This is a genomic window from Streptomyces sp. NPDC001153, assembly GCF_053598315.1.
The window spans coordinates 1-11490 of the sequence record NZ_JBSFJZ010000095.1; the positions used below are offsets into that span (position 1 = coordinate 1).

General features: G+C 67.5%; 11 protein-coding genes. 7 read left to right on the plus strand and 4 right to left on the minus strand.

The annotated features are described in order from the left end of the window. Nucleotides 1–926 precede the first annotated feature (926 nt). The gene (locus tag ACWDEN_RS46965; protein WP_450864190.1) at nucleotides 927–1451 is read left to right on the plus strand and encodes a DDE-type integrase/transposase/recombinase; all 525 of its coding nucleotides are present in this window, start codon (nucleotides 927–929) and stop codon (nucleotides 1449–1451) included. 240 nt (nucleotides 1452–1691) lie between these two features. Here ACWDEN_RS46965 and ACWDEN_RS46970 read toward each other — a convergent pair whose 3' ends face one another. Beyond that, nucleotides 1692–2984, minus strand: coding sequence for an MFS transporter (locus ACWDEN_RS46970; RefSeq protein WP_351607149.1), 1293 nt, complete (start codon nucleotides 2982–2984; stop codon nucleotides 1692–1694). Between the two features lie 531 nt (nucleotides 2985–3515). After that, nucleotides 3516–4016, minus strand: a complete 501-nt coding sequence (locus ACWDEN_RS46975; protein WP_351607147.1) for a DUF302 domain-containing protein — start codon at nucleotides 4014–4016, stop codon at nucleotides 3516–3518. A 308-nt stretch (nucleotides 4017–4324) separates the two neighbouring features. Here ACWDEN_RS46975 and ACWDEN_RS46980 point away from each other — a divergent pair, with 308 nt between their 5' ends. Both ACWDEN_RS46980 and ACWDEN_RS46985 read left to right on the plus strand, forming a co-directional pair. Continuing rightward, complete coding sequence (locus ACWDEN_RS46980) at nucleotides 4325–4690, plus strand: TetR family transcriptional regulator (RefSeq protein WP_450864192.1); 366 nt, start codon at nucleotides 4325–4327, stop codon at nucleotides 4688–4690. Next, nucleotides 4633–4884, plus strand: coding sequence for an LmrA/YxaF family transcription factor (locus ACWDEN_RS46985; protein ID WP_450864194.1), 252 nt, complete (start codon nucleotides 4633–4635; stop codon nucleotides 4882–4884). Before ACWDEN_RS46980 ends, ACWDEN_RS46985 begins: the two co-directional genes overlap by 58 nt. A gap of 755 nt (nucleotides 4885–5639) precedes the next feature. Here ACWDEN_RS46985 and ACWDEN_RS46990 read toward each other — a convergent pair. Both ACWDEN_RS46990 and ACWDEN_RS46995 read right to left on the minus strand, forming a co-directional pair. Further along, nucleotides 5640–6626, minus strand: a complete 987-nt coding sequence (locus tag ACWDEN_RS46990; RefSeq protein ID WP_450864196.1) for a 2-dehydropantoate 2-reductase — start codon at nucleotides 6624–6626, stop codon at nucleotides 5640–5642. A 237-nt stretch (nucleotides 6627–6863) separates the two neighbouring features. Continuing rightward, nucleotides 6864–7481, minus strand: a complete 618-nt coding sequence (locus tag ACWDEN_RS46995; RefSeq protein ID WP_450864198.1) for a TetR/AcrR family transcriptional regulator — start codon at nucleotides 7479–7481, stop codon at nucleotides 6864–6866. Nucleotides 7482–7612: 131 nt separating this feature from the next. Here ACWDEN_RS46995 and ACWDEN_RS47000 point away from each other — a divergent pair, with 131 nt between their 5' ends. The 4 genes from ACWDEN_RS47000 to ACWDEN_RS47015 form a co-directional block, all read left to right on the plus strand. After that, nucleotides 7613–8461 carry an enoyl-CoA hydratase/isomerase family protein gene (locus tag ACWDEN_RS47000; protein ID WP_450864200.1) on the plus strand — a complete coding sequence of 283 codons (849 nt, stop codon included), beginning with the start codon at nucleotides 7613–7615 and terminating at the stop codon, nucleotides 8459–8461. A gap of 4 nt (nucleotides 8462–8465) precedes the next feature. Beyond that, nucleotides 8466–9722, plus strand: coding sequence for a CaiB/BaiF CoA transferase family protein (locus ACWDEN_RS47005; RefSeq protein WP_351607132.1), 1257 nt, complete (start codon nucleotides 8466–8468; stop codon nucleotides 9720–9722). Continuing rightward, nucleotides 9710–10642: a fumarylacetoacetate hydrolase family protein gene (locus tag ACWDEN_RS47010; RefSeq protein WP_450864202.1), complete on the plus strand. Its 933-nt coding sequence runs from the start codon at nucleotides 9710–9712 to the stop codon at nucleotides 10640–10642. Before ACWDEN_RS47005 ends, ACWDEN_RS47010 begins: the two co-directional genes overlap by 13 nt. A 469-nt stretch (nucleotides 10643–11111) precedes the next feature. Further along, nucleotides 11112–11490: CoA transferase subunit A (locus ACWDEN_RS47015; protein WP_450864204.1), on the plus strand; the 379-nt coding region annotated here is incomplete at its 3' end.

Genomic DNA, 11490 nt, shown 5'->3' on the forward strand with positions numbered 1-11490 from the left:
TGATCTCTGTCGCCTCGAGTATGGCGTTTTGGTTGGGTGGTTGTGTGTATTCGAGTGGGGCGAGGTCGTCGGGGGGGGGGGGGCCCCGGGGCCGTACGGCACCCGGGCCCCGAGCTTTCAACACCATCTACCGGCGCGCTGCGCCGGCCTTCTCTTTCCGCAGGTGCCGCCTGGGAGGGCGGGGTTGCGGGGATCGCGAATGCGTGACCGGGGACCACCTTCCAATCCGGGGCCTTGCGGTACCCGGGCGAACTACTTCCTCGCCCGGGCGATCCTGATGGCGTTCTGCTCCTACCTTTCGATTACGCGGATACCGCGGGTGCTGCTCACAGCCCCGCTGGGGCCGTGTCCTTCTGGTCTACCTGCACAGCAGTTCGTGCCTGCTGTGCCTACTTCGACTTCTGGGTGCGAAGACAACGCTAACCCTGTGACGGCGGAATGTCTACTGTCGCCATGACAGTTTTTCTCCATGGAGTGTGCGTCTGCTTCTACCGCAGGTACATCAGGAAGAGTGCTCACTCGAATGGCGGTCCCCGCTTCCCGTACAGCACTCCTCGGTGGGAACGGCCCGGTGCTTGCCCACGCTGAACGGCGCCCCAAGCCGCGTACGTCCACCGCCACAACCCCGTGCCGAGGCCCAGATCAGGACCGATCTCCGACTGGAGATCCTGCGAGACGTGACCGCCAGGCTGTCGGCAGCAGGGGATCAGTGTCCCAGCCCGTGCCCCTTACCTCCCCGACGACCAAGCACAGCTGCACAAGGACGGGGCCGGGCACGTACTTGTTTGGTGACCAGCTCGCTGATCACCAGCCGGGTCAGGCCCACGATCCGCTCAAAGACCGCAGCCGGGTGGCCGCGGGGGAAAGCGGCGGCTCGGTGGCGGGCTTCAGCGATGCTGACTCCGTCATCGGCCAAGGCGATCGTCATGTCCATCGCGGTGCATTACCCGGCACCACGCGCAGGCGGCTTTCCGTCCGGAAGCGCAAGGATGCCGACGTCGGTGACGGTTGTTGAGGAGAGCATGGAAGGCATCGGCGGCCCGCCAGAAGGCAACCGATTGTCGATCACACGCGCAAGTCCGAGGGCCTGTCCGGAGCCGTGCGAGGCAAGAAGATCAACACCACCGTCGCCGACCAGCAGGCGGTGCGCGCGCCGGACCTGGTGGCCCGCGACTTCGTACGCCCCGGCGACGAACCGCTGCTGGGTCGCCGACCTCACGCACGTCGTGGCCTGGGCCGGTACCGTCTACGTCGCGTTCGTCGTCGACACGTTCTCCCGGCGCATCGCCGGATGGTCCACGGCACTGGCCAAGCAGACCGAACTGGTTCCGTCCGCACTGGAGATGGCCATCTGGCAGCGCGACCGCGCCGGAAGCCCGATCCAGCCGGGCGAGCTGGTGCATCACTCGGACAGTGAGTATCTGAAGTATCGGATGTCCCGGGCTTCTTGACTCGCACAGCGATGGACGCGCCATGCCGGTGCCGGGATGCTCTCGCGGCTCTTCCTGACCCGCACTCCGATCGACGGCGCTGTCCTTCCTCGGACTTGTCGGTGGCCCGGGAGCATCCCGGCGAGGCGCTCGCCTCGACCAGGCCGGCATCACCCCCTCGGAGCCGTGGCCCTCCTATGGTCCCGGGGGCGGGGCTGCAACGGGTCGCGACCAGGTCCCCGACGGACCGGGCGCTGCGCCCTACTGGCTCCGGGCGGTCTTGGCCGCGTCCGGGTGGGAAGGGCCGACGGTGGCCAGGGCGTCGGAAGAGGCCGGTGCCGCCAAGGGCCTGGCTGCGCGCCTGCGGACGGCGGCTCCGGCGACCGCCAGCAGTGCCAGCACAATCACCATGGCGCCGTACCACATCGTCGTGACGCGCAGGCCGAGAGACGGGATGGCCAGCCCGGCCACCACGGCGGGGAGGCTGAAGGCGAGGTAGCTGACGACGTAGACGGAGGCGAACAGCTTCGCCCGTTCAGTGGGACCGGCCAGTGCCGCAAGCGAGCCGAAGGAGCCCAGGAGGGAGCTGCCCCAGCCGACGCCGGCGAGGGCGGTTCCGAGGAAGAACAGCGGCGTCGAGGGTCCGACGAGGGCGAGCAGGGTCAGAGCGGTCCCTGCGGCGAGGGCCACGCACCCGGCGGCCATCACCCGCTGCGGCGCCAGGTTGCGCCCCAGCAGTGAGGCGACGGTTCCCGCGCTGTAGAACGTGGCCAGCGCCAGGGCACCGACCAGATGGCTGCCGATGTGCAGGACCCCTACGGCCAGCGAGGGGCCGAGCGAGAGGTAGAACCCAGTGATCGCCCAGGTGGCGATGAGGCAGGGCGTGGTCGCCAGGAAGGCCCGGCGCACCTGGGAGGGCACGGCCAGTTGCGGCCGCAGCGAGGCCCAGGCGCCCGGCCGAGCCGTGATCGGCTCGGGCAGGAGGAACACCGCCGCGGTCAGCACCAGGAAGCCGGCGATGAGCAGCACGAAGACCAGCGTCGTGGGGGCGGGGGCGTACTGCACCAGCAGTCCGGTGCCCAGCGCCCCGAGGGCCAGCCCGGCGGCCGGGGCGGCGCTGTTCAGCACCGAGGCGAGGCGTGACGTGGGTGACGGCTGCAGATCCACCAGCCCGGCGGTGATGGCCCCCATCGCCGCACCCATCCCCAGCCCCTGCAGGATGCGCGCCACCAGCAGCAGCCCAATATTGTCGGCGATGAGGAACACGGCCATGGACGCGGCCTCGACGATCAGCGCGGCGGCGAGCACGGGCCGCCTGCCGATGTAGTCGGAGAGTCCTCCGACGGTCAGCAGCGCAACCAGCAGGGCCAGGGCATAGACCGCGAAGATCGTGGTGAGCGTAGTCGGCGAGAAGCCCCAGCGGTGCTGATACACCACCAAGAGCGGGGAAAGCGCGCTGTTCGCGGCAAAGAACGCAAGGAACGTGGCGGCCAGAAGCCAGAAGCCGACCGGGCGCGATATTCGCCTCGCCGGGCGCAGATGCTGGATGTGCATGTCGGTGGTTCTCTCCGGTGGGATGGGGGCGACTGGCCCCGGCGAGGGTGCGGGGGCTCGGCGCAGGTGTCACCGGGCTCTGAGGGCACGACCCCGACCAGGTAAAGCGATCGCTATACCTCGGCGCTGGTGTATCTACTCATCGACGTAAAGCGGGGGTTCCCGGAATTCGGGTGAACCCGACACCACAAGGGGCTGCCGGATTTGATGCGTGGAATGGCGTGGTGCTGACGCCAGGGTTTGGCCTGGGCCGGTGAGCACGCGGCGCTCAGGTGACAGCCGGTTGATCAGCGCGATCAGCTCACTGGATAAAGCCGTAAAAGTTCACGCCTGTTGTCGGCACCGGTGGGCAAGGGGCCCTACTGGAGTCGCTCTGCAGCCTGGGCGGGGGTGTCGTAATAGCCGGGCCGTGCCAGTGTTTGCACAACAGGTCGAACGAGCGGAAATAACCGAGAGGAGCCCGACGCCTCCGGCCGGGACGGACAGTTGCGAGAGCCGGGCGGTGCAGCCGTCCGGCTCTCGCAGCTTGTTTTAGGCGGCGGCGTCCTCGAAGACCTTGACCATCTCGGCGTCCAGAAGCTCGGGAACGTCCGACTCGCGCATTTCGGGGAACTTTCCGAAGAACGCGGAAGGCAGGTCCATGTCGATGCGTGTCTGCTCACCATCGCGCTGGGAGACGCAGATACGCACGGGCGCCCCAAGGCCGGCGGCTGCAGTGTGCTGGAACAGGCCTCGGGCAATGACAGCGTTACCGACCAGGTAGAACTTGGACTCGATGGGGATTCCAGCCAGCCTCATGGTTGAGCCCTGCTCGAATTCCCAGAAAATGGAGAACTTGCTGGGCGCCGAGACCTCTGCAACGTAGGCCTCCAGTCCCTCGCGATCTGCATGTGTCACGTATTCCATCAACTTCGACGGCGTAAAGCGCTGCAAGCTCGACTCGATGGCCTTGGTGACCTCGAAGAAGGACTTTTCCGAGCGGATCGTGACGAGTACGCCATCAAAGGGTGTCAACGTCGTGTGATCTGACATGACTACCTACTCCCATGTGAGAGGTGATTTCGATTATTTCACGTCGGGAGCCGCCGTCGGGACGATCTCGCCGACCAGGTCAACCGCCTCTGCCTCCGTCACGACTGGATCGGTGACGTGGTCGCACCCTCGTCCTGCATCGCACTTCCCCGAAGGCCCGAGGCTGGTTCAACACTCAGAACGTTATATGTCGACCATCATAGTTGTCAATGCAGGTAGGGAGATCGGTTTGGACTGAATCGGTGAGGTTGCTATACCCAAAGACATATAACCGCGTCATGCCACGCCAAAGCTCCGCGAAGCAACAGATGATCACCGCCGCCCGACGCCTCTTCCGTGAACGCGGCTACCTCGGCACGTCGGTCGCCGACGTCCTGGCCGAGTCCGGAGCGCCTCGCGGTTCGGTCTACTTCCACTTCCCGGGCGGGAAGGAGGAGCTTGCCGCCGCCGAGGTCGACATCGCTCACACTGCCGAGTCGGTCGCACTGATCAACCGGCTGGCCAACCGAGAGTCGAGCGCGTCCGCCTTCCTCGCAGGCTTCGTCGCGCATTTTCGCGACGAGATCGTGGCCAGCGGCTACTGCAAGGGGTGCCCGGTGGCCCCATCGTTCTGGAGGTGGGCGGTTCAACCCCGCGCCTGGCCGCGGTCACCCGCCGGGGCTTCCAAGACATGATCACCACCATGGCGGCGCGCCTCGTGGACAAAGGACTGCAGCCCGAAAGCGCTCAGGAACCGGCAGCACTGGCCGCGACCGGAATGGAAGGGGCTCTCGTCGTCAGCCGAGCCCTGGAGGACCCCGAACCCTTCGAGGCACTGGCGGCCCGACTCACCGAAGCTGCCGAAGCCGCACCCGCCCTTTCCACCTGACCGCCCGACCCGGACCTGCGATCGCGGTGGGCAGCCGTCCGGCCGCCCCAAAGAAAGGCGCCTCCCCTTCAGTTGAGCAACGAACCGAACGAGGTAGGCGCGCACCCCCTGCCGTGGCGGCGGGACATCGGGAGGGCTCGCGGCGGGCGTGCGAGAAGGCGATCAACTTCTGCCGTACCGCAGCGGAGTACAGCAACCAGCGCGACCACAGCCGATCGTCACCAGCCTCAGGCGACCGGCTAACTCATTGGAGGTAATGGCCAGGTCACCGGGCTGGTGGCCGCATGTAATGGCAGCGCGACGAGCGGTCCGTTGTCGTGATGCACGACGCACCGAGGAATGCCGGGGACCTGGAACTCGAAGAACGCGGCTCAGCGCATGAGGCCCATCGGCTCGTGCGGACGGCGATCAGCTGCCAGCTGAGGTCGGTTCAGACCCGTGAGACGTTGCTCCGGGAGATGCCGGTGGGCCTTTTCAGCGGCCACTCCAAGGGCGAACCGCAGATTCAGGGCGACTGCACTTTCACGGCCGTCGAGCCTCGCCGCTGCAGAAGCAGCCGTCACCTGGTCGGTGCCCACCCCGGAAATACTCGGTGTCCGCACCGAGCGGCTTGACTGGGCGTCGACCGGTGAGTGGAGACGCCATGGCCGGCTTTCACGGCGATGGGCGTGCAGGGCCGGGTCGATCCGGCGCCGTCGCTTGGGAGTCCTGTCCCGGTGCCCTGCATTGCCCGAGGTTTGGTGGGACGAACCGGGTCACGCACGCTGCTGTTCGTGCACGCGCAGGCGCAGCCGTGCGGCGTTGAGCAAGGGGGTGGCCAGGTCGTGGCGGAGGGCCCGGTCGACCAGGTCGCCGAGGATCTGCTCGCCCTCGGTCGAGTGGCCGGCGGTCATGTCCCGGTACAGCGACGACGTCAGCGACGAACCTGCCTGGGTCACTGCCGTCTCGATCGGTGTCACATCGGGCACGGGGAAGCCCGCCGCGGCCGACACCGCCGCCGCCTCGGCGACGACAGCCCGGGAGAAGGAGCTCCCTCCGGCAGTCACGACCTCACCGACGGTGCCGCCCATCAGGCAGGTCACCGCGCCGACGCTCGCGATGAACACCCACTTGTGCCACATGGCAGGCACAATGGCAGGATTCACCGCGAACTCGTACCCCGGCACGTCCAGTAGTGCCGTGAGTTCCTTCGTCCGTGCGCTCGTCCCGCCCTCCTGCTCGCCCAGTTCGAACGTCGCAAGCGGTGCCGACTGCACGATGTCGCCGTCCGCATTGAGCGAGGTGACCACCTTCACCACGCCACCGAGCACCGCTTCTTTGCCGAACCGCTCGTTGAGCAGGTCCAGGTGTGCCATCCCGTTGAGGAAGGGGACGATCACGGTCGTGGGCCCGATTGCGTGTGCAAGGTCGTCCATGGCCTGGCTGAGCCCGGTCGCCTTGACGGACAGCAGCACTACGTCGTACTGAGTGTCGAGTTCCGCCGCTGTCACAAGTTGCGGCGTGACCACTTCCTCGTGGCCGAGGCCGACCAGTCTCAACCCTCGTTCGCGCAAGGCGGCTGCCCGCTTCGGCCGCACCAGGAACGTCACGTCCCGGCCGGCCTGCGCCAGCCGCAGACCGAAATAGCCTCCTGTGGCCCCTGCGCCGACAATGAGAACCTTCACGAAACGACCTCTATTCGTAAGCGTGGCGCAGGTCGGGAATTCCATCGGAACCAGTGCGACGCACAGCGCCGTGATCATCGAAGTCAGCTGTTGTGGCGGAGACCAGCCCGTGGCCGACCGCCGGGACACCGTCGCTGACGACCGGTGCCCTCCTCCAGGGAGCCGCACGACGCTCGACCGACGGACGGTGGGCGTGGTCTCCTTTCGCGTCCCCACGCCGGTCCGGCTGGTGACACCGGCAGCATCACGACAACCTTCTCCACTCCAGGGTGCCCGGGCGGCTGCCCACCTCGCTCGCACACCCGGGTCCGCCGCTCAGGCGGAAAGGGTGGGATCCGGTTCGGCGGCTTCGGAGAGTCGGACCGCCAGCGCCTCGAAGGGTTCGGGGCTCTGCAGGGCTCGGCTGACGACGAGTGCCCCTTCCATTCCGGTCACGGCCAGTGTTGCCAGGTCACGGGCGCGGTCCGACTCCAGCCCCTTGTCCACGAGGCGCGCGGCCAATGTGGTGATCATGTCCTGGAAACCCCGGCGGGTGACCGCGGCGAGGCGCGGCGTTTCACCGGCCACCTCCAAGATGATGGGAGCCACTGCGCACCCCTCCCGGTAGCCGCTGCTGACGATCTCGTCGCGGAAATGCGCGACGAAGGCTCTGAGCAGGGCGGACGCGCTCGGTTCCCGGTCGGTCAGCCGGTTGATCACCGCGACCGACTCGGCAGCGTGGGCGATGGCGACCTCTGCGGCAAGCTCCTCCTTCCCGTCAGGAAAGTGGAAGTAGACCGAACCGCGCGGCGCGCCCGACTCGGCCAGGACGTCGGCGAAAGAGGTGCCGAGGTAGCCGCGCTCGCGAAAGAGGCGGCGGGCGGCGGTGATCATCTGCTGCTTCGCGGAGCTTTGGCGTGGCATGAAGTCATTGTATGCCAGCAGGTGCGGCATTCCAAGTGGATGGTTTCAGCTCGACCGCTCTACCTGCATTGACGACTATGATGGTCGGCATATAACGTTCCGGCTGTCTCACCGGCCCCGGACGCTTTGACGGGGCAAGATCAGGACGGGAGCACGACGACGTGACTGACAAAGACGTGACGGACACCGAGGTTGTTGACCCTCTCGGTGAGATCGCCCCGCTGGCGGCTCCCGATGTGAACTCACCCCCCGTGGCCCGCCAGATGGACGGCAACGTGGCCGTGCTGACCATGCAGTCGGCACCGCACAACTTCCTGGGCGAAGCACTCCTGGACGGCCTGTTGCACGGCCTGAGGTGGGCGGAGGAGCGCGGGGCGCGTGCTGTGCTGTTGCGCAGCGGGCTGCGTAACTTCTGCGCCGGCGCCGACCTGAAGATCTTCCAGAGCGCCCAGCGGGGCGTGGCTCCGGACCTCGACCTGGCCGGCGCCCTGAAGGTCTTCGACGAGCTGCCGATCCCGATCGTGGCCGCGGTTCACGGCGTCTGCGTCGGCGGCGGTTTCGAGATCGCGCTCGCCTGCGACCTGGTTGTCGCGGCGGAGTCCGCGAAGATCGGGAGCGTCGAGGCGACCATCGGCATGAATCCGTTGATGGGTGCGATCCAGCGGGTCACCCAGCGTGCGGGTGCGGCCCGGGCGAAGGAGATGGCCCTCCTGGCCCGACGCTACGATGCCAGGACTCTGGAGTGCTGGAACATCTTCAACCGTGTGGTGGCGGACGACAAGCTGACCGCCGTCAGCCTCACCCTGGCCCACGAGCTCGCCAACGGCCCGACCCTCGCACACGCGTCGACCAAGGCGATCGTCTCCTACGCCGTCGAGCACGGGGTACGCGCGACCGACGATGCGATGAAGGACCTGCAGAAGGAATTCTGGAAGTCCCGGGACCTCAAGGAGGGACTGGCCTCCATCGAGGTGAACGGTCCCGGCGCCGCACGCTTCGAAGGACGGTGACGTCATGACGCTTCCCCTGGAAGGAGTGCGGGTCATCGACTTCTCCCGCGTGCTGGCGGGACCGCACTGCGCGAAACACCTGTTGGACCTCGGCGCCGAGGTCATCAAGATCGAACCTCCCCGCGGTGACCTGACGCGCCTGGCCTTCCCCCAACAGGGAGCGGTCACCGGCTACTACGCACAGCAGAACGCCGGCAAGCGCAACATCAGCGTGGACCTGAACGTTCCCGAAGCCCGCGAGCTCGTGCTCCGCCTGTGCGACACCGCCGATGTCATCGTGGAGAACTTCCGGCCCGGCGCCCTGGCCTCCTTCGGCCTGGACTACGAGGCCGTCTCGAAGCGCAATCCCTCCGTGGTGTACGTGTCGGTCAGCGGATACGGACAACAGGGCCCCTGGCGTACGCGCATGGCTTACGCGCCGACCGTGCAGGCGGAGGTGGGCATCACCGCCAACACCCTCAGTCAGTTCGGCGTCGAGGGCCGGCAACGCCACTCCGACGCGCTGTCTCATGCGGATGTCTACGCCGGTCTGCACGCGACGATCGCCGTGCTGGCAGCGCTGCGACACCGCGAGGCCACCGGTGTGGGCCAGTACATCGACGTGGCGATGGCTGCCGTGATGACCTCGATAAACGAGCGAACGCACGTCGACCTGTCCGGCATCGACATGGGAGCCGAACCGCCGATCCTGGGAGCCACGGACTGCTCGTTCTTCACGGGCCCCGACGGCAAGGACTTCGTCGTGCCGGTGAGTCTCGTCGGCAGCCTGACATTCCCCTTCTACCTGGCGGCGATGCGCCGGCCCGACCTCGCCGACGACCCCAGATTCGCCACGCCCGAACTGCGGCTGGCGAACCTGGACGAGCTGCACACCCTGGTGCAGGACTGGATCGACAGCTTCGAGGACATGGGCTCCCTTGACGCACAGTTCGACGAGGCGAAGATCGCCATGGGGCAGCTGCGCGATATCGCGGAGTTCTGCGAGACCGAATGGGCCCAGCAGTGGGGCGTGGTAAGGAAGGTGCCGGACCGCGTCGGCGGGACGATCAACATCCCCGGCCCGCCGTGGCACTTCAGTCTGCACGACGGCACAACGGCCCCCCAGGTGCCCGCCCTCCAGGGTGAGCACAACACGGAAGTGCTCAAGGAACTCGGCTACGACGACGAGCACATCCAGAGGCTTGTCGCGAGCGGCGCCGTGGTAACGCCCAGCCGATCGACGGAAACCGGTACCCCAGGAGGCTCCCCATGCGCTGGGTGACCTATCTTTCGCCGTCCGACGGTACGGAACATGTAGGAGTGCTGAACGGCGACCGGCTGCTCGGCAGTACAAGTCCAGCGCGGCTGATCGACCTGCTCGCGCTGCCCGGCGACGGCATGGCCGAGGCCGGACACATGCTGCTCAGCGATCCCGGCGAGGTGCTGCTCGCCGCTGAGGCGGTGCTCCGTGCCCCGGTTCCGATGCCGCCGTCCATCCGCGACTTCATGTCGTTCGAGAACCACGTGGTGACGGCGTACGGCGCCCTGGGGCGCAAGGTCAGCCCCGTCTGGTACGAACAGCCGACTTTCTACTTCACCAACCCCGCGTCCGTCCGGGGGCACCGTGACCCGGTGGAGATCTCCCCAGGATCGGAGCAGTTCGACTACGAACTGGAAATCGCCGCGGTCATCGGCAAGCCGGGGTCGGACATCGCCCCGGCCGAGGCCGCCGCGCACATCGCCGGATTCATGGTCCTGTGCGACTGGAGTGCACGCGATCTCCAGACGCACGAGACGGAAGTGGGACTCGGGCCTGCGAAGGGGAAGGACTCGGCCACGTCCTTCGGGCCGTTCCTGCTGACCGCTGACGAACTGACCGAGCGGCGGTCCGGGCGAGGCTACGAACTGGAGATGACCGCACACGTCAACGGAACGCTGTATTCGTCGGGCAACCTGGCGGATCTGTCCTGGTCTTTCGAGGAGATGGTCGCGTATGCCTCGCGCGGCACCCGTCTCCTCCCGGGCGACGTGATCGGGTCCGGCACCGTCGGTACCGGCTGCGTACTGGAGCTGTCCGCAGTCCACGGCTCAGAACGCTTCCCCTGGCTGCGGGCAGGCGACGAGGTCAGGTTGGCGATCGAGCACTTGGGAGCTGTCGAAGCCCGGGTCGAGCCTTCGCGGCCCGTCCAGCGGTTGCGATGACCCGCTGCCCGGGCGGCTGGCGCTCGCCGGTCACGAGCGGCCCGCCAGGAACGGGCACTCGGCAGGCGCCCGGGCAGCATGACCACCAGCATGTGTCTGTGCGGCCTCCTCCCCGCCCTCGGAGGCCGCCTCTCTCAGGGGCCACCGGCCCGCACCCGTAGCCCACCTCTCGTCGCCGCATCCGGCGTTGGCGGAATTCCGAAGGCCGGCCGCGGTGGGTCCGTGGGCATCGAAAAGCGCCGCCTGTTCGGGGTGGGCGTGGCCAGGCTCACCGCTGCCCCCTCGGTGCGTTCCACGTGTGAGTCGTGATCGCCACGCCGGAGCAGACAGGCCTTGCTCCGCGGTTGTGCTGGGGGCGTCGGTCGCGGACACGGGCGGCAAGTCTGTCGCGGTTTCCGTGCGGCCGGCCGGCAACTGTCAACACCCTGGGTCCGGCTCGCCGCAACCAGGGACAAGCGAAGGGTCAAGTATGGACAAGGTGGTGGACTCGGCCGCGCAGGCTGTGGCCGACATACCAGATGGCGCACTACTGGCCGTCGGAGGGTTCGGGCTGTGTGGCATCCCCTCGACGTTGATCGCCGCCCTGTTCCTGGCGGGAACGACCGGGCTGCGGGTGGCGTCGAACAACTGCGGCGTCGACGACTGGGGCCTCGGCCTGTTGCTGCGGGCCGGGCGCATCGCTCGTATGACGTCGAGCTACGTGGGCGAGAACAAGGAGTTCGCCCGGCAGTACCTGTCCGGCGCACTCGAAGTGGAGTTGACGCCGCAGGGCACCCTGGCCGAGCGGCTGCGGGCCGGGGGCAGCGGCATCCCGGCGTTCTACACCCCGGCAGGCACCGGCACCCAGG